This is a genomic window from Clostridium hydrogenum, from assembly GCF_021432385.1.
Lineage (GTDB): Bacteria > Bacillota > Clostridia > Clostridiales > Clostridiaceae > Clostridium_S > Clostridium_S hydrogenum.
Window position 1 is genome coordinate 353,082 of sequence record NZ_JAEACT010000004.1, and the last position, 17,854, is coordinate 370,935.

18 protein-coding genes are annotated in these 17,854 nt (G+C 29.6%); 6 read left to right on the forward strand and 12 right to left on the reverse strand.

The features are described from left to right. Positions 1 to 249: 249 nt before the first annotated feature. From CUEA01_RS19925 to CUEA01_RS19955, 7 genes are all read right to left on the reverse strand, one after another. Positions 250 to 1,266: a hypothetical protein gene (locus CUEA01_RS19925; protein ID WP_234123676.1), complete on the reverse strand. Its 1,017-nt coding sequence runs from the start codon at positions 1,264 to 1,266 to the stop codon at positions 250 to 252. Positions 1,267 to 1,294: 28 nt separating this feature from the next. After that, positions 1,295 to 2,158, reverse strand: coding sequence for a S66 family peptidase (locus CUEA01_RS19930; protein WP_234123677.1), 864 nt, complete (start codon positions 2,156 to 2,158; stop codon positions 1,295 to 1,297). Positions 2,159 to 2,288: 130 nt separating this feature from the next. Continuing rightward, on the reverse strand, positions 2,289 to 4,091 hold the full coding sequence (locus CUEA01_RS19935; protein WP_234123678.1) for a MutS family DNA mismatch repair protein: 1,803 nt from the start codon (positions 4,089 to 4,091) through the stop codon (positions 2,289 to 2,291). A 196-nt stretch (positions 4,092 to 4,287) separates the two neighbouring features. Beyond that, a complete protein-coding gene (locus CUEA01_RS19940; protein ID WP_234123679.1) occupies positions 4,288 to 4,914 on the reverse strand; it encodes an HAD family hydrolase in 627 nt (208 codons plus the stop codon). An 18-nt stretch (positions 4,915 to 4,932) separates the two neighbouring features. Continuing rightward, the gene (locus CUEA01_RS19945; protein WP_234123680.1) at positions 4,933 to 5,718 is read right to left on the reverse strand and encodes an ABC transporter permease; all 786 of its coding nucleotides are present in this window, start codon (positions 5,716 to 5,718) and stop codon (positions 4,933 to 4,935) included. After that, positions 5,719 to 6,501 (reverse strand): ABC transporter permease, encoded by a 783-nt coding sequence (locus CUEA01_RS19950; RefSeq protein ID WP_234123681.1) that lies wholly within the window; start codon positions 6,499 to 6,501, stop codon positions 5,719 to 5,721. It abuts the gene before it with no gap. Beyond that, complete coding sequence (locus tag CUEA01_RS19955; protein WP_234123682.1) at positions 6,494 to 7,276, reverse strand: ABC transporter ATP-binding protein; 783 nt, start codon at positions 7,274 to 7,276, stop codon at positions 6,494 to 6,496. Before CUEA01_RS19955 ends, CUEA01_RS19950 begins: the two co-directional genes overlap by 8 nt. A 534-nt stretch (positions 7,277 to 7,810) precedes the next feature. On the opposite strand from CUEA01_RS19955, the gene CUEA01_RS19960 reads away from it, so the two are divergent. Then, complete coding sequence (locus CUEA01_RS19960; protein ID WP_234123683.1) at positions 7,811 to 8,695, forward strand: D-alanine--D-alanine ligase; 885 nt, start codon at positions 7,811 to 7,813, stop codon at positions 8,693 to 8,695. Positions 8,696 to 8,721: 26 nt separating this feature from the next. On the opposite strand, the gene CUEA01_RS19965 is transcribed toward CUEA01_RS19960, so the two are convergent. Beyond that, positions 8,722 to 9,753 carry an ArsR/SmtB family transcription factor gene (locus CUEA01_RS19965; protein WP_234123684.1) on the reverse strand — a complete coding sequence of 344 codons (1,032 nt, stop codon included), beginning with the start codon at positions 9,751 to 9,753 and terminating at the stop codon, positions 8,722 to 8,724. Positions 9,754 to 10,559: 806 nt separating this feature from the next. On the opposite strand from CUEA01_RS19965, the gene CUEA01_RS19970 reads away from it, so the two are divergent. Genes CUEA01_RS19970 through CUEA01_RS19985 form a run of 4 tightly spaced genes read left to right on the forward strand, consistent with a single transcriptional unit; the run spans position 10,560 to position 13,947 of the window. After that, on the forward strand, positions 10,560 to 11,264 hold the full coding sequence (locus CUEA01_RS19970) for a response regulator transcription factor (RefSeq protein ID WP_234123685.1): 705 nt from the start codon (positions 10,560 to 10,562) through the stop codon (positions 11,262 to 11,264). Beyond that, positions 11,261 to 12,181, forward strand: coding sequence for a sensor histidine kinase (locus CUEA01_RS19975; RefSeq protein ID WP_234123686.1), 921 nt, complete (start codon positions 11,261 to 11,263; stop codon positions 12,179 to 12,181). The genes CUEA01_RS19970 and CUEA01_RS19975 overlap by 4 nt, the downstream gene beginning before the upstream one ends. 58 nt (positions 12,182 to 12,239) lie before the next feature. Next, positions 12,240 to 13,160 (forward strand): ABC transporter ATP-binding protein, encoded by a 921-nt coding sequence (locus CUEA01_RS19980; protein WP_234123687.1) that lies wholly within the window; start codon positions 12,240 to 12,242, stop codon positions 13,158 to 13,160. Further along, positions 13,153 to 13,947: an ABC transporter permease gene (locus tag CUEA01_RS19985; RefSeq protein WP_234123688.1), complete on the forward strand. Its 795-nt coding sequence runs from the start codon at positions 13,153 to 13,155 to the stop codon at positions 13,945 to 13,947. Before CUEA01_RS19980 ends, CUEA01_RS19985 begins: the two co-directional genes overlap by 8 nt. A 159-nt stretch (positions 13,948 to 14,106) precedes the next feature. Here CUEA01_RS19985 and CUEA01_RS19990 read toward each other — a convergent pair whose 3' ends face one another. Then, positions 14,107 to 14,475 carry a hypothetical protein gene (locus tag CUEA01_RS19990; protein WP_234123689.1) on the reverse strand — a complete coding sequence of 123 codons (369 nt, stop codon included), beginning with the start codon at positions 14,473 to 14,475 and terminating at the stop codon, positions 14,107 to 14,109. Between the two features lie 228 nt (positions 14,476 to 14,703). On the opposite strand from CUEA01_RS19990, the gene CUEA01_RS19995 reads away from it, so the two are divergent. Further along, a complete protein-coding gene (locus CUEA01_RS19995) occupies positions 14,704 to 15,060 on the forward strand; it encodes a RidA family protein (RefSeq protein WP_234123690.1) in 357 nt (118 codons plus the stop codon). A gap of 415 nt (positions 15,061 to 15,475) precedes the next feature. On the opposite strand, the gene CUEA01_RS20000 is transcribed toward CUEA01_RS19995, so the two are convergent. From CUEA01_RS20000 to CUEA01_RS20010, 3 genes are read right to left on the reverse strand one after another with little or no spacing between them, the layout of a single operon-like run. Beyond that, a complete protein-coding gene (locus tag CUEA01_RS20000; RefSeq protein ID WP_234123691.1) occupies positions 15,476 to 16,177 on the reverse strand; it encodes an HAD-IA family hydrolase in 702 nt (233 codons plus the stop codon). Positions 16,178 to 16,195: 18 nt separating this feature from the next. Beyond that, positions 16,196 to 17,005: a lipid II flippase Amj family protein gene (locus CUEA01_RS20005; RefSeq protein ID WP_234123692.1), complete on the reverse strand. Its 810-nt coding sequence runs from the start codon at positions 17,003 to 17,005 to the stop codon at positions 16,196 to 16,198. Positions 17,006 to 17,009: 4 nt separating this feature from the next. Further along, positions 17,010 to 17,834: an aminoglycoside adenylyltransferase domain-containing protein gene (locus CUEA01_RS20010; protein ID WP_234123693.1), complete on the reverse strand. Its 825-nt coding sequence runs from the start codon at positions 17,832 to 17,834 to the stop codon at positions 17,010 to 17,012. Positions 17,835 to 17,854 lie beyond the last annotated feature (20 nt).

Here is a 17,854-nt window from a genome sequence, read left to right on the forward strand (position 1 = left end):
CAGTGAAGGATGATTTACCTTTCGCTTCTCTCCGGTAAATCTTAAACTTAATGTCCTCAGCTTCGCTGAGCGCCATTAATGACGCGATTGCGCAGCAATAAAAAAATAAGTTTTCAGATTTTTCGTAGCGATAGCGGAGAAAAATCATCCTTCGTTGTACTCTGTACTCCGTACTCTGTGTTTAATTGTAATTTAACAGTATACATTTGATATTAGCAATTTCAATATTATATATTGCTATCCAAACTATTACTTCGCGTTCTTTGCAAACTTTATTACCGAAGAAATAGTTTTATTATTTGCTGACTCATTAAGCTTATCGTCTAAACTTTTATTATTTGCAAAAGTCTTTCCTTTACTAAAATATATACTGCTTATTGTATCATGATTATCTTTGTTGGTAGCATAATTTCCTATTACAACTACGTCTTTTGCTCCATCACCATTCACATCCGTAAAGGATATTGCACCTATTCCTGTAAAATTACCTTTAAAGTTACCATAAAAATCTGGGAACTTATATAATACATTATCATTGTTATCAACTAAATAAAACTTAACTACAGAATAACCTTCTTCTCTTTTTAAACCACTTATAAATTTTACATTTCCATAATTGCTAAGTTTTACCCCAAAGCTTTGATTATCTATAACTTGAAGGCCACCATTCTTTAAGTCTTGTAAGTTACTTGCTACTTTTAAATTATCATTAACTAAAGTAAATGTACCTTCACCAATTCCCCACAAGTTTTCCTTACTGCTGCCCTCTGAATATTTCATACTTAGGACTATTTTGTTATCTTGAAATTTTATATTTATAGTACCTTTATGTCCCCATCCATCTTCTTTGAATGCATAATTAAATTCATTATTGCTGATTTTACCACTAATATCTACATTAGCAATGTGACTAGCATTATCTGATAAAGAACCCACTGCTCCTGTTAAATTACCATCCTTATCTACTTTTATAGAAACTGAAGTTCCATACTTGTAATCCTCTTTTAGGCTGCTTTCCTTAACCCAATTTCCTGTATACTTAGAATAGTCACTTTGACTAGAAACATCGCTTTGACTACTTGAACTTGTTTGATTACTTGAACTTGTTTGATTATTACTGCTACTCTCTGTTTTATTATCACTTGCGGCTGTTGTAGTTTTTGCAGTGTTACTATCTTTAGAATTTTTTGGCGTTGAACTAGCTGAACACCCCTGCATAAGAATACTTAATGTAATTATTGCTGATACTACTACTTTTTTATTCAAATCTTAACACCTTCCATTAAATCCTTATTTAACTTAATTTGATTTTGTCACCTATTATTATACACTTACTATTACTTCCATGACCTATATCTTCAGTTTTAACTATAGGAATATTCCATTCTTCTGTTCTCTCTAATATAATATCTTTTAGAACCTCAAAGTTTCCTTCCCTTTGAATTTCAGTGAAAACACCAAGTATTATTCCTGAAAGCTCTTTAAAATATCCCATTATATACATTTGCTCAATCAGTGAACTTATAGTGCTCACATTTCCATTCAAACCCTCAAGCAAAAGAACCTTTCCCTTTGGACTTGGAAAAAATTTAGTTCCTGCTAATTTTAAAAAACATCGTATATTGCCACCTATAACGGTACCCTCTATTTTATTTCCTCTGAGCCAATTGTATTTAAATTCAAAAATATCATTTTGCCCATTAATAAAGGAAGCTTTAAATAACTTATTTTGATTTTCTGAATTTTCCCTTGCAAGATTATATGCTGTATAATGATATGCCTTTAAACCTATACTGCTATACAAACTATTCAATATAACTGTTAAATCACTCATTCCAAAATATGGCTTTGGGTGTTTTTTTATCATATCAAAATCAAGATGTGATAAAACTTGATTTGCAGCATCTCCACCTGAAATATCAAAAATAGCCTTTATTTCATCGTCTTTAAAAAATGTCATTAGCTCAAAAGCTCTTTCTTTTCCTGACCCTGCAAATTGAAGTTTATTTCTATATATACATTTTGAAATTTTAACTTGAAGTCCCATAGCTTTTAGAGAATCCACAATTTTCTCCACATATTGCTTTTCCTCAAGTTTAATTCCATCTGAACAGCTTATTATAGAGACTTTATCCCCAGCACTTAATATAGGCTGCATAGTTTTTCTCTCCTTTATTTAGAGCCAAAGATATAGAGTAAAGCAAAGGTTTTGACATCAGCCAATTAAATTCAAAATTTTCCGTGCCAACGAAAAATTAACCAAAACTCTACTCTCTACTCTTTGCTCTCTACTCTAATATATCGATTCCAACCATTTTCATGAGATACTTCGCATTGGTTGTATCCGAACGACCTTCCTTAAGTTTGTAGTCAAACTGTATTTTATTTTCTAAATAATGTTCAGAGAAATGATAATTTTTTATTCTATTTTTATCATCGTATGCAAGATCACAAAGTTCAAAATCATGTGTTGATATTAATCCAAATGCCCATTTTTCATTTAAGCATTTAAGCACACTTTTCGCACCTAATATTCTATCATTTGAATTTGTACCTCTGAAAATTTCATCTATAAGAAAAATCATAGGTCGTTTTGTCTTTATATTATCTACCATTTTTTTTATTCTTATAAGTTCCACGTAAAATGTGGACATGCCTCTATTTAAATCATCAGTTATCCTCATTGATGTGTATATATCAACAATTGAACAAGTAAACTCATCCGCACACACAGGCGCCCCTGCATAAGCAAGCACAAGATTAATTCCTACAGTTCTTAAAAAAGTAGTCTTTCCAGACATATTTGAACCAGTAATAATAAAAATACTGTCCGTCATATTTGCATCATTATAAATTCTAGTTTCCTCAGAAATAAGCGGATGGCCAATTTGTCTACCAGAAAGCACTAAATTCTCCTTTGAAAACTTAGGAAAATTGAGCTTAGAATTTAAATGATAAAGTACAGAAAGGCTAGATAAACTCTCAAACTCACCAATAACTTCAATACATTCTTTTATGCAAGCTCCATTCTTTTGCTTCCAGCTTTCAAATTGAAAAAGACAATGATAATCCCAAAGTAATATTACACTAAAAAATATGTATCCCAATATATTAGAACTAAGTTCCATCTTTTCAGTTATTTTTGTAAGTTCTTTTAAAATTTCGTGGGCTGGTTTTTTATTAAATACAAGCTGATCTTTTATTTCATTTAAATAAGGGCTTTTAAATTTTTCATCTTCAATTAAATTAAGTATATTAAAATACGACTCTAAATCTTTTTTCATTTTGCGCACTGGTCCAAGTACAGGCGCTATCTTAGGATAACCTGCTGCATTTACTGCAAGATCTATTATGAAAAATATTCCTATTAAGCTATATAAATTTTGCAATTTTAAGCTCAAAATTAAAACTGTGGCCGCAATAAATAAACATGGCAATGCTAAAGTTATTACTTTAATAATGGGATTTTTAAAAACCCTTGCTTTATCTTCAACATATTTTAACATGCTTGATGGATCTTCTATGTTATTTTTATTTATAATTCCTTCTCCCTCAAGCCTTTGAGTAAATTCTAGCTTTTGTCCAAGCTCTTCTACAGCTTCTTGACGTTTTTTTATAGCTTCAACATTTTTATCTGGATTCTTTAAAAGTGATATCAATTTCTTTCTACCAGTATAAGTTTTTGCAATATTAATAAGCTGAAATAATGATTTTTCACCAAGTATGTCTAAATCAGATAGATATGGCGTATCATCATTTATCTCTTCCTTTCCGGAATCCTCGAAAGATGTCCAAGTTCCATCAATTCTCTTAACATACCTCTCATTTACCTCAATCATATTCTTTATTCGAATGGATTTCGACGATATTTTGCTATGAATATTTACAAGATATATAAATAATGCACATGATAAAACAAACCCTAAAAGTGTAAATATAGATGGACTTCTAAATACCTCATAGGTAAAACATGCTGCTAATATAAATGCCGCAAACCTTAAAAGACTTATTGCTCCATAATTTTTTTTGTTTTTTGTTTCTTCTTCCTTAAATTTCTCTATACGCTTAACAAATTCATCTTTTACTTCCATATATTTTTCCCCTCTAGCACTTTATTTAACAGTAGTTATTATATCATAATAAAGGTACATTATTTGCATTATTCACAAATATTTCAAATTACTTTTCTATTTAATCCTTTGTCGTATTACAATTGTACTACACTTTCATACTACACTTGTAATACTTATTTGTCAATAAAAAAAAGAGTTACCTTAACATATTTATCTACAATCCTAAATTTAATATTTCTTCAAAACTATCAATAACATAATCATATTCCCCTACATCACCAAAACCATACCTTGCATATACAAATGGAATTTTTGCTATCTTAGCGGATTCTGCATCACTAATAGTATCACCTACATAAACTGGATTTTTTAAATTATTTCTTTTAATTATAAGCTTGTTGTTCTCTCCTTTTGGTAGGCCTGTAACTCCAGAGCACTCAAAATCTTCAAAATACTTGTCTAATTTATGTGCTTTAAAAAAACATTGTATATAACCATCCTGACAGTTGCTAACTATAAATAATTTATGATTTTCAGCTAACTTTTTAAGTGTTTCTTCTAATTTAGGGAATAAGCTTCCTCCATGCTCACCCAAATAAACTTGTTCAGCGCTACAACATTCTTTCATTAACTTTATTTGAAAAGCCTCCTCCAAATCCGGAAACAATTTTTTACCTATATCTACTATTTGAAGTCCCATGCACCCTTCCATATCCGTTGGGGTTATTTCTTTTTTTATACTTGGATATTGGGATAATACGGTTTTCCATGCACCACAAACTCCCTCTATAGAATTCCAAAGCGTGCCATCTAGATCAAAAATAATGCTATCAATTTTCATAATACCACTCCTGCCTCATCAATAGATTTCTATCTTTGCTCCTTTTATAGCAGAACGTTCCATAAATTTCAAAACAAAATATCCTACTATTAAATAGCAAATTCCAACCAAAGCTTCTTGTCCAATTAAAGAATATACCCCTACAGTTTTATTTTCAAGTAGCAGTCTTGAAGCTTTTATAACTCTAGTTAATGGAACGATATTACTAATATTATAAAGAAAACTAGGAAGCCTATCTACAGCAAAGTTAGCCCCTGTAAAAATTGATAATATTGCTGATGATAAATTTAAAAGTAAGTTTATATCCCTAGTTATTAACCCTATACTTCCAATTAAAAGTCCCATAGCACAAGAAGAAAACATGCCAACTAAAACAGTAAGTAAAAATATAGGAAACTTATCTACAGGTATTCTAAGCCCAAACATTGTATATCCAACAATTATACCTACCGATATATTGATTATCCCATCTAAAATATAAAATACTATTTTGCTCGTAAAAATCTTGAACTTGTCCACAGGCGATGCTATTATAAGTTTTAAAGTACCAAAGCTTCTTTCATATATTAAGATAGCGCCAACGCCGAAAAATGCATTAGTTGTGCATAATAAAAACGCACTTCCAAGTACCCATTTAGATATATTGTTTGTCTCATAAGCATTACTTGCAACAAAGGCAATAAATATAATATTAAAAATTGGATTTAATATTTTAATTAGCAAGTAGTTCGTAAATCCAAAAAAACCTGCTATTCCCATAAAGGAATAATAACTTTGTCTTATAAATCTCTTTAAAGCTTCCATCTACTGCGCCCCCAATGTACCTTTTATTCTTGTTAATTTATCTACTTTTTTAAACATAAAGTTTGCAACTACAATATAAATTAATGATAAAACTATAAGCATAAGTATCATATTTCTTATATCTTTCATATTAAAATTTCCAATAGAAGTTTTTCTCATTAGCTCTACAGCAAAGGTTGGCGATAATATATAGCTTAAAGGCCTAATCCAGTTAGGTAGCATTGACACTGGCGCAACCATGCCACAAAGTATAAATATTGGAGCCTCCATGCAATTCATGAGAGTTCTTGCGCTTCTTGAAATAGTGAATATAGGTGCTATCATCATTGATATGCAAATAAAGGAAAATACCATTAGCAAAAAACTGAGTATAAACATAGGCAAATCCGCAATATAAAAATTTCCGTTAAAAAATACCTTTATAAACGCTGTACTTATAACAAGACCGCCTAGCCCCATAATTGTATTTGCCACCACTTTAGCCAGGATTATGTTCATAAACCTTATTGGTGCACAAAATATATTTTCAAGTGTTCCCATATATCTTTCCCTTTCAATATCTCCAGCAGATGAAAAACATATTGTACTCCAGAGTGTTGTTATACCACTTCCAAGCACAACATAGTTCACATAATTAATATGCTTTGAATTTTTGTACATCATATAAAATATAAATGAGTAAATTATTGGCTGAAAAATAACACAAAAACGAAAGGTTGCACGGCTAAAGGATTGTCCCATATGAATCTTTATAGTTGCAATAAAAGCTTTAAAACTAAGCAATTTTATCACCGCCTATTAATTTTATGTATACCTCCTCTAAAGTTACCTTTGAATCATTAAAATTCTTCTCCTTTAATTCTCTAGTAGTTCCCATATCAACAAGTTCTCCATTTTTTATTATTGCAATTCTATCACAAAGCTCATCCGCCTCATACATATAATGAGTTGTAAGTAAAATAGTTTTCCCCTGACTTTTCAAATATTTTATTTGCTTTCTAAAATCCTTAGCAGCTAATGGATCAAGCCCTATGGTTGGTTCATCTAAAAATAGTATTTCAGGATCATTTATCATTCCCCTTGCTATCTGCAATTTCTCCTTCATCCCTTTAGAGTAATTTTCTACTTTTTCATTTTCCCTTCCAGAAAGTCCAACCATATTTATAAGTTCTGGAATTCTTTTTTTTAATATTTTTGAAGGTATTTTATACAAATCCCCAAAATACTGCAAATTGTCATAAGCAGAAAGTCTAAAATAAAGCCCTCTCTCACCGCCGAAAATAAAATTAATTTTTTCTCTTACTTTTTTCTCTTCCCCAAAACAATCATATCCTAAAATTTTTGCCTCACCAGAAGTCGGTGCTAAAAGTGTAGTTAATATTTTTATAGTTGTGGATTTTCCAGCACCATTTGGTCCAAGTAGTCCAAATACCTCTCCTTTTTTAACCTTAAATGAAATTCCCTTAAGTGCACTAATTGTTTTTGTACTCTTTTTAAAAAATCCTGTAGATGAATTATAATCTCTCTTTAAATTATTTACTTCAATTATATTTTCCATAAAATCGCCGCCTTATTTTATTATTATCTAATTAGATATACATCTAATATATAGTTATTATGATTTTTTGTCAACATTTCACATGTTAAAACAAGTCCATTTGTTACCGTAAATACCTTCATCGTGGTGCTTTACCAAGTAAATTCTTGTATGTAATAATTGTATTAGAGATATACCTTTTCAAACAGCGAAATCACAAATACTGAATGTATCCTGTTAAACCTGAATTTATACATAAGAGTACAGATGACAGAGTACAGAGTACAGTGAATGATGATTTACCTTTCGATTCTCTCAGGTAAATCTTAAACTTAAATGTTATCAGCTCCGCTGATCACCATTTATGACATGATTGCGTAAGCAATAAAAAAATTAAGTTTTTAGATTTTTCTACGCTCGCGTAGAAAAATCATCCTTCGTTGTACTCTGTACTCTGTACTCCGTACTCTGATTTAAATTCTAATTTACCAGGATACATTTGGAATTAGTAATTTAAATTTTTCAAATAGTGTATCTATAAGAGGAGTGATTTATATGAAAATAGGCGTTCTTATGGGCGGTATTTCTTCTGAAAGGGAAATATCAATTCTTTCAGGGCAGGAAATTATAAAAAATTTAGATAAAAACAAATACGAAATCTTTCCAATAATAATAGATAAAAAATCTGAAGTACTTGAAAAGGTTAAAGGTTTAGATTTTGTTTTTTTAGCGCTGCATGGAATATTTGGTGAAGACGGAACTATTCAAGCTTTACTTGATAGTATTGAAATGCCTTATTCTGGCTGCAACATGCTTACAAGTGCTATATGCATGGACAAAGAACAAACCAAACGAATATTAAAGGCAGAGAATATCAATGTTGCACCACATTATATTATAAATTCGGGTACAACCTTAAATTTTGACTTATTGGAAAAGCTTGGCTATCCAATGGTTATAAAACCAAATAACGGAGGCTCAAGTATTGGAACTTTTATAGTTTCAAATATAAATGAACTAAAGACTTGCATAACTGAAGCTTTTAAATATGATGATACTGTAATGCTTGAAAAATTTATTTCTGGTGATGAATACACAGTTCCCATTTTAAATGGTGAAATATTACCTATACTTTCTATTATACCTAAGCAAGGCTTTTTCGACTATCATTCTAAATACACTGAGGGTGAAACTGACGAAATTGTTGCAAATTTAGATTTGAATTTAAAATCAAAAATAGAAGTTATTGCTGATAAGTGTTGGAAAATATTTAAATGCAAGGCTTATGTTAGAATTGATATAATTGTAAGTAAAGGTATTCCTTATGTTTTGGAACTTAATACTTTACCGGGCATGACAAAGAACTCTTTATTTCCAAAAAGTGCTGCAGCCTTTGGAATAGACTACAGCACACTACTTGATAAAATTATTGAAAGTTAAACTTGTTATATTTTTTAATACTTTAACTATTTATCATGCGGCATCTTACTAATATCTAAATTTTGTGTCATCCACTTTAAAAATTTTTCAATTTCATTTCCGTTGGCACTAAAGTATTTTATATTTTTAACTCTTTCCTCATTTATGATACCAACCGATTTAAGTTGATCTAAATGGTGAGATATTGTAGGTGTCGTTAATTTTATTTGCTCAGCAATTTGTTTTCCGTACATTGGCTCCTTTGTTAGAAGTTTTAAGATAGCAAAACGTGTTCCATCAGATATTACCCTTAAAACTTCAAACATTTTTTCTGTTTCCTCATTATCATTAGTTTCCATTTTATAAAGTAACAGCTGAATATCGCCCATGAATCGCACAGATTTTACTGCAAGAAAAAAGGTTGGAATAAATATAAATTCCGAGTACGGTCCTCTCCTTCTAAACTTTTTTCCCATTATATTCTGTGAAATCTCAAGAGGATCATTTATTTTAAGTTTATTTTCTAATTCAAAAAGTTCCTCTTTATAGGTTTTATAGGTATCCTCCATTAAATTATCAAACACACTATTATCAAATTCTAGTGCACAACTCAAAAATTCCTCCAAGAATTCTTCTCTGTTTTCCATTATACCTTGAATTGATTTTAAGTCACCATACCAAGAATTATGTTCATTACAAAATTCCTCTAACTTTTTATGGCTTTTTAAAATTTCTATAATAGTTTTCCTATCTATATCATTTCCCCAAAAACAATAAAAGAAGTCAATTTCATTCATTTGCTTTATCTTATCTACATATATTTTTATTTCATCAAATTCTCTATTGAGAAGCAAGAATTCTAATAAGGCAAATCCTCTATCATTGATTTTAGTTAGTATATTTCCTATTTTCTTATACTTTTTTATAATATTATTTACAAAATTCTTTCCATAGTTTTTTTCTACTAGCAGCTTAAATTTTTCTGTAGAACTAAAAATACTCAAAACAATGCTAGTTAACTCAACTACCTTAGATCTTCTTATATATACTCTTGGGAAAACTTTTTCAGAACTATCCATAAAACCATCCTTTATATATCATCACATTATATAGTGAAACTACTTTCAAACTAGAAATCGCAGATGCCCAGTTTATCCTGTTGGCATTGTTAAAATTCACAATTCACGATGCACAATTCACAATGAAGGATGATTTTCTGCTTAAGCAGAAAATCTTAAAAATAACAAATTATAAGACTTTTCGTAGTGTTAACGGAGAAAAATCATCAATCATTGTGAATTGAAAACATTAGCATAAGGATATATCTGGTATTGGCAATTTTATTATTTCAACTTGTATATCTTTATACATCTTATACCACAAAATTAAATTTTTCAATTAAAATCTCTCTGCCTTTATTAAAGATAAACCATTGTGAAACTTAAAATTACTAGCACCAAATTCATCCTATTAAATTACAATTTGAAAATCAGAGTACAAAGAAGGATACACATACTAGGGGTTTGGGCGTAAAGCCCATGTAGGTTCTTTAACTTTAGTAGAGTTACTTTCAATAGCAGTGCAATAAAACTTTGTATATTAATAAACGCTGCTCAGGTAAATCTTAAACTTAAATGTGTCAGCTTCGCTGAGCACCATATATGGCTCAATTGCGCAGCAATAAAAAATAAGTTTTCAGATTTTTCGCAGTGCTAACGGAGAAAAATCATCCTTCGTTGTACTCTGTACTCCGTACTCTATGTTAAATTGTAATTTATCAGGGCAAACCCAATACTTGCAATTTCAATGTTCCAAGTTCTATATATATCCCCATTTTCATTACTTGCCTAAAATATGTTAAAATTATCTTCAAGAGGTGATTTTAATGCAAAATACAAAAATACTCATAGTTGAAGATGATGAAGCTATAAATACTATGATAAGTAAGGCCCTTTTAAAAGAAGGTTTTGATATAGGAAACGCCTTTGATGGCGAAGAAGCTTTGGATATTTGGAATAGAGACGATTTTAAATTTATCATATTGGATTTAATGCTTCCCAAAATAGACGGCATAGAAGTTATGAGAAGGATACGTGAAAAAAGTACTGTTCCAATATTAATTTTATCTGCAAAAGCCGAAGAAAGCGATAGAATCATAGGACTTGGTCTTGGTGCTGATGATTATTTGGTAAAACCTTTTTCTGTGGCTGAACTCATCGCAAGAGTAAAGGCACAACTCAGGAGATTTATGTATTATGATTTAAATACCAATAGTAAGACCTCCTCTGTACTTGAGCATGGTGATATAAAACTTGATTTAGAAAGTTATACCTTAATTAAAGTTGATACCATAATTGATCTAAGACCAAAAGAATTTGAAATACTAAAATTATTTTTTCAAAACCCCAATAAAGTATTTACAAAAGCGCAGTTATTTAACTCTGTGTGGGGAGAAGAATATCTTGGGGATGATAATACCGTAATGGTTCATATAAGAAGACTTAGAAATAAAATAGAAAGTAATCCAAACTCTCCAAAATATATTGAAACTGTGTGGGGAATAGGTTATAGGCTAGGTAAAATACAATGATGTACTTATTTTTATTTATTATTTTTATTTTAATTGCAATTATTGTATTTCAAAATATCAAAATAAATAAAATTTCAGGAGCTTTAATTGAAATAACTAATGGAAATTTTAATGAAAGAATTAAATTTAGAGATTACAATAAATCAGTCAAACTGCTTATTATAAACTTAAATCGCTTAATTGATAAATTTCAGGAAGTCGTATCCTTAAATAAGCAATACGAAGAGGATAGGAAAAAAATGATTTCAAATATATCACACGATTTAAGGACTCCTCTTACCTCAATGCTTGGTTACATTGAAATGCTTCAAACCGATACCTCTCTAAGCTTAAATGAAAAAAAAGAATACCTTGAGGTAATTGAAAATAAGGGTGAAACCTTAAGAAACTTGATTGATGAATTTTTTAAACTTTCCAAAATCGATTCTGACGATATAAAACTTGAAATAAAAAAAATAGATATAACTGAAGTTATAAGACAATGCCTTATTTCTTTTTTAAAGGACTTTGAGTCTAAAGAAATTAATCCTGTAATCGAAATTCCAGAAAAAGAAATATACATTGATGCTGATGAAAAATCTATTTTAAGAATACTTCAAAATATTATAAGTAACAGTTTAAAATACGGCAATAGCGGAAAAGTAATTGGTATAAGTTTAAAAGAAAACAAAGATAAGATAACAATAGAAATATGGGACAAGGGGAAGGGAATTAAAAAAGAAGATCTCCCCTATATCTTCAAAAGACTTTATACTGTTGAGCAATCTAGAAACAGCAATTTAAAAGGTAGTGGCATAGGTTTAACAATAGTAAAAAAACTTGTAGAAAAACACAATGGTTCTGTAGAAGTAGAAAGTAAACCTTATGAAAAAACAACTTTTAAAGTAACTCTCTTAAAAAAGTTAAGTAATGTGTAAGATATGTGTTATTTATATGTAATTATAATGCTGTAATATATATACCGAGGTGAAGCTTATGGAATCAATAATACAAACATATAATCTCACAAAAACCTATAAAAATACTAACGTAGTTGATAACTTAAATTTAAATATAAAAAGAGGACAAATATATGGATTTTTAGGACAAAATGGTGCTGGTAAAACAACAACCCTTCGTATGATTTTAAATCTCATAAAACCATCAAGCGGTGAAGTAAAATTATTTGGAGAAATTAATCCTTCTAGAGAGGTGTTCAAGAAAGTAGGCTCAATAATAGAATATCCTGGTTTCTATCCTAACCTTACTGGAGAAGAAAATCTTGAAATCCACAGAAGAATGATGGAAATAGAAAATAAGGAATACATTAAGAATGCATTAGATACCGCTGGTTTAGACCTTAGTTCAATAAAAAATAAAAAAGTTAAAAATTACTCACTTGGAATGAAACAAAGATTAGGTCTTGCAAGAGCTCTTCTTCACAAGCCAGAACTCCTCATTCTTGATGAACCTACAAATGGTCTAGATCCAATTGGAATCAAAAATATGAGAGAAACACTTATAAACTTATCCCAAAAAAAGGGTATAACCATACTAATATCAAGCCACCTATTAAGTGAAATAGAACACCTTGCAACTGAAATAGCAATTATACACAAAGGCCGTCTACTTGAGGAAATAGATTACAAAGAACTTCAAAGGAAAAATAGAAAATACCTAAAAATAAAAGTAAATGACGATAAAAAAGCTTGCTTCCTTCTTGAAAATAAACTTAACTTTAAAGATTACGAAGTTACTGAAAAAAACATTATAAGAATTTATGGAATGCTAGATAGAAGTGCTGATATTTCTAGAACACTTGCTGAAAATAGTATAGAATTATATGAAATGTCTGTTAGTTTAGATAACCTTGAGGATCATTTTATAAAGCTAACAGGAGGTGCTGTAAATGATTAATTCTATTTACTGTGAATTTTTTAAACTAAGAAAATCTCATTTTTATTCCTCCATAATATTAATTACATCCTTTATGCCATTAACTTTATTTTTAGGCTGGGAGCTTCAAGGACATTATGTAGTTTGGCATGAATATATATTTCAAATAGAACAACTAACCTTTCTGTTTTTAACTGTGCCGCTTTCCACTTTAATTACAGCTTATATATTTTCACGAGAATTTTCATATAAAACAATGCCGAGTTTATTTTGCTATCCAATTAACAAAGCAAAAATATTTCTTTCAAAATTAATAGCTGCAGCTGCCTTAATAGCTGTAACCATATTTTTTCAACTTTTTCTAACTATTTTGTGTGGATTTTTTCTTAACCATGAACAATTTACAAGTGAAATTTTATTTATTCATTTAAAAATAAATCTATATCATATATTAAGTTTATATGCAATATTACCAATTACTATATTTATTACTTTACTATGCAAAAACATGATAATACCTTTAATTTATGCATTTGTAATTTCTGTATCCAATATGTTTATTTGGTCTGGTATATCAGCACGGCATTTATATTCAATGGGATTATTTTTCAAAAGTGCATGCAATTATATTCCAACCTATCATCCATTACTTTCTCTTACAAATTGTATCAAACAATCAAAAGGCAATGAACATATAATTTCAACAAGCTTCCCACTATCTTCTTCAAGCATAATTGTAGATTTGTTAGTTTTTGCTGTAGTTCTTTCTCTATGTGTTTTGTACTATTATAAATCTGATGTTAAATAGAGGCAGTAAAATGAATATAAAAAATTTATTACTCAAACGAAATAAGTGATTTCATTAACTGAAGAAATTTCGCTTTCTAAAATAAAAAAGCAAGTCCAATAACCTTTGAATTATTGGACTTGTTATTTTCTTTAAAATGCCTACTCTCATAAGCTCATATCAACTTTCTTTTAAAACATTGCCTTTATTTATAAACATTATAGCTATAAATACGATTCCAATTACTCCTACAAAAATTTTAGAATGTATTGGATGCCCTAATATAAAAAGTGGTATAACTGCTACAATAACATAAAGACTTCTTGTAAGTGCATATAGTTTTTTATTTTTATAGTTTTCCTTAGTTATAATGAGCGTATGAGAAATTACCCCATATATTATATAAAAAACAAAAAATAAAAACATAATAACACGAATGGGTATGCCCAAAAACTCCAGTTTGCTATTATAAAAACATAAAGCTATAAAAATAAACACACATGTCAATACAGACAAATAGAAAAATATTTCCCCTAAAATTTTTCTCAACTTTACATTTCCTCCGTTTAAAACTTCTATAAAACTTTATTTATGTTTTAATTCTAATACATATACAATTAATGTCAATCATATTTAAAGAAATAATTTATATGTGATTATGCAAATAATTAAATATTAGTTGTTATATAGTATATAATTAAATAAATTACAATTGTAAAATATGGTGATCGATAAATAGGAATTTGTAACGAAAATAGAATACAAGGAGAATTTAGAATGAAAGAAATTATAAGAACAGAAATAGACAAAGAATGGGCACACTCTGCGATTGTTGAAGCAGGAGATTATGTTTATATCAGCTATTGCATGAAGAATGAGGGACAATCAATTGAAAACCAAATAAATGGTGCATTTGATGTTTTGAGTGAAAGACTTGAAAAGGTAGGCTTGACATTAAAATCTGTAGTGCAAATGGATTGTTTATTTAGAGATATTAAAGATTTATCGTTTTTAGGAGAAATAATTAAGGAAAGATTTGAAGGAAAATATCCTGCAAGAAAGGCATATGAAACAAAGTTTATTAGAGATGGAATTGACTTTCAGGTTGATGCAATAGCTTTCAGAGAGAATTAAATATTGCGAAGCAAAGTGTAGTGCAAAATCAAAGAACCTTTGTTTCCCAATGTTTAAATAAGTTAATCAATTAGCATCCTTTAACATATCCAAAATTCCGTAGGTACGGAGGAATTTTTTCCTTAAATCACCGTATATTGTGAAGTAAGAGTGTTGTGGAACGATTTAAATAACATCTTATAAATCTTAGAGGAATAACCAAGCTTTTAGTAGTACACAAAATTATTAAATGTTTCAAAAAAAATTAATGAGCTTGGGTTAATGAACCTACATGGTCAAAGCCCAAACCCCTAGTATGTGTACTTAGAACTTTCAATCTGTTTGAGCGTTAGTGAGTTATTGAAAGTTCTTAGGCTTTTGAGAATATTCCTCTTAGATTTATTGATGCTATTTAATGTTCCAGAGCACTCTTACTTCACAATATCTTTAACTCATCCAAGTTTCTAATCACATCATAATTTGTACTAACTAGTTTATTATAAATGTACTCCTTAAGATTCCTGCATAAAACAACGGGTTTAATACCTAGACTACTAGCTCCATCACAGTTTTTTGCATGATCATCAATAAATATTGTTTCTTCTGGTAAAACATCAAGTTCATATAAGGCAGTATTATACATGAGTTCATTTGGCTTTGTTACTCCTTTTATGGAAGATATAACAAATGACGAAAAATATTTTCTAAGCTCTGCTTTTTCAAAAACTTTCTCTAAAGATGGCCATGCATCTGTTACTACAGCGAGCTTGTACTTTTTGCTTAATTCCGGTATTAATCTAATGGCATCTTCATAAAAACTGTATTTGTCATAGTTATAAACCATATCTTTTGCAATAGCCTTTGCATCGCTATCTTTTAGCTGCAACCTTGGTAGTTGTTCTGATAATATCCTATAGTATTCAACAAAATGCTTATATTCCTCTTCTTCAGTGAAAATAAATTTCTGCTTATTAATATAGTTTCCTGCCCTATTAAATGCCTCTTTTCTATTTGAAGCTGGTATAGACTTAAATGTTTTTTTATCTACATATTTAAAAAAATTCGGTGGTATAAACCAATGTCCAGAAACAGGTTCATTTAAAACTCTGCCAGAGTCAAATAAAATAGCTTTAATCATACACAACCCCCCTATAATTTAAAACCTTGAAATAAAGTTTATGCCTCTTGCCGCAAATACTATGGCATAAGCTCCAGGTATTAATAGAAATACTGCTGCAAATGTCCCCAGTACTTTACTTCCAACCATTGCTACAACACAACTTTTAAAATCCTCTTGAGTGCATTTTCCATCCATTACATCCTCTGTCATAATAGACATTTGTGGGTCTATAAAAAGTGTCATAAGTATTGTTGCTATCCCATTTACAACTGAAGATAGCGTACCACAGGTTGCTCGCAAATCCGGTGCTAATCTAAATGCATATATTGGTGCAAGTGCTCCAACTGTTATAAGTGCAACAGCCGCAAAATTATAAACCACTACTCTCCTTGGCAGCTTTCTATAATTTAACTCAGTTACACTTTCCCTGCACGGAGCTGTTATACAGTTTTTCATAGTAAACATTCCACTTTTAGAAATGCTGTTTAAAAGCAATCTAGGAATAGATCTTTCCACAGAAAAACTCATTACTCCTTTAGAAAATATCTTTTGAAAAGTTGGTATTAAAAATGCTCCAATAGCAGCTGCTATTCCAGAATTTAATATTATTATATCAAATATATGTAGTAAATTACCATAATATAAATTTTTTTCAACGTAATTTGTTAAAAGAGGTTCCTGAAAAGTTACTGCTGTTCTAGATATTAACGATAATATATTAAATACAGTAAAAGATATAGCTATTTTACCAGTCCTTACTCCAACTAGCCTAACTGAATAAGCAAGGGTTCCTATAATTGCAATGATAAAATTAAATATTAGTACTAATAAAATTTGAAGGTTCAAAGCATCAGCTCCTTTCAGCTATTTCTTCATGATTAGAAATTTGAAAATATGCATTATTGCAGTAACGAATCACATATTCAATGAGTTTCTTAGCTTCAATGGCTCTAATAATTCTAAATTTATATAAAGATTTCTTACTACTGCAATTTCTTATTCTCAAAGCTTCTTTAACTATCAATTTAAAATCATCCGGAAGTTCTTTTAATGCTTCATCTGCTGCTTTAACCTTAGCGGTTATATCTCTTTTTTTTAGCGTGTACAAAATTCTACACAAAGTTAACACAGAAAATTCAACCCAATAATCAGAAAGAAATATAATTTTTGAACTTAATTTTCCTTTCCAATACCAATTCAAATTATAATCCATATTTTTTACAACTTCTTTCCACGAAACCTCTATGTTTAACTTAGAAATACTTGAACTCTTAACACCTATACCGTAATTTTTTAAAGTCCACCAGGTTACAGCGTTTATATCATAGTATCCTATCTTAAGCTTTTCGTCAGCAAAATATGGGTATGGCTTTATGTCTGAATTTAATTTTCCAATATCCTCTATTCTTATGTACATGCCTTCCAGCCTTTTAGCAAATTTAAATCTTGCGTTAAGCTGCTTATGTAGCCTTTTAAGTGCTTCTATTTCTTCTCCTGTAAATTCTTCATTTATAATAGTTACAAAATCAATATCACTCTTGGCTTCATCAAAAGTCCCTAATGCAACTGAATTATAAATATAAACTCCATATACCTTACTTCCAAAATAAATCTTTAGGTTAAACACATATTCATTCAACATTGCTTTTAATGTATCTGGAATTTCTCTAACCATAATCTTTTCCCTCCATAATT

Excerpts from the sequence above, each read along its gene's own strand:
- CUEA01_RS19985 (WP_234123688.1), top strand. The coding sequence starts at position 13,153 with ATGATTAATTCTATTTACTGTGAATTTTTTAAACTAAGAAAATCTCAT.
- CUEA01_RS19940 (WP_234123679.1), bottom strand. The coding sequence starts at position 4,914 with ATGAAAATTGATAGCATTATTTTTGATCTAGATGGCACGCTTTGGAAT.
- CUEA01_RS19945 (WP_234123680.1), bottom strand. The coding sequence starts at position 5,718 with ATGGAAGCTTTAAAGAGATTTATAAGACAAAGTTATTATTCCTTTATG.
- CUEA01_RS19970 (WP_234123685.1), top strand. The coding sequence starts at position 10,560 with ATGCAAAATACAAAAATACTCATAGTTGAAGATGATGAAGCTATAAAT.
- CUEA01_RS20010 (WP_234123693.1), bottom strand. The coding sequence starts at position 17,834 with ATGGTTAGAGAAATTCCAGATACATTAAAAGCAATGTTGAATGAATAT.
- CUEA01_RS19930 (WP_234123677.1), bottom strand. The coding sequence starts at position 2,158 with ATGCAGCCTATATTAAGTGCTGGGGATAAAGTCTCTATAATAAGCTGT.
- CUEA01_RS19980 (WP_234123687.1), top strand. The coding sequence starts at position 12,240 with ATGGAATCAATAATACAAACATATAATCTCACAAAAACCTATAAAAAT.
- CUEA01_RS19960 (WP_234123683.1), top strand. The coding sequence starts at position 7,811 with ATGAAAATAGGCGTTCTTATGGGCGGTATTTCTTCTGAAAGGGAAATA.
- CUEA01_RS19975 (WP_234123686.1), top strand. The coding sequence starts at position 11,261 with ATGATGTACTTATTTTTATTTATTATTTTTATTTTAATTGCAATTATT.
- CUEA01_RS19955 (WP_234123682.1), bottom strand. The coding sequence starts at position 7,276 with ATGGAAAATATAATTGAAGTAAATAATTTAAAGAGAGATTATAATTCA.
- CUEA01_RS19995 (WP_234123690.1), top strand. The coding sequence starts at position 14,704 with ATGAAAGAAATTATAAGAACAGAAATAGACAAAGAATGGGCACACTCT.
- CUEA01_RS19965 (WP_234123684.1), bottom strand. The coding sequence starts at position 9,753 with ATGGATAGTTCTGAAAAAGTTTTCCCAAGAGTATATATAAGAAGATCT.
- CUEA01_RS20000 (WP_234123691.1), bottom strand. The coding sequence starts at position 16,177 with ATGATTAAAGCTATTTTATTTGACTCTGGCAGAGTTTTAAATGAACCT.
- CUEA01_RS19935 (WP_234123678.1), bottom strand. The coding sequence starts at position 4,091 with ATGGAAGTAAAAGATGAATTTGTTAAGCGTATAGAGAAATTTAAGGAA.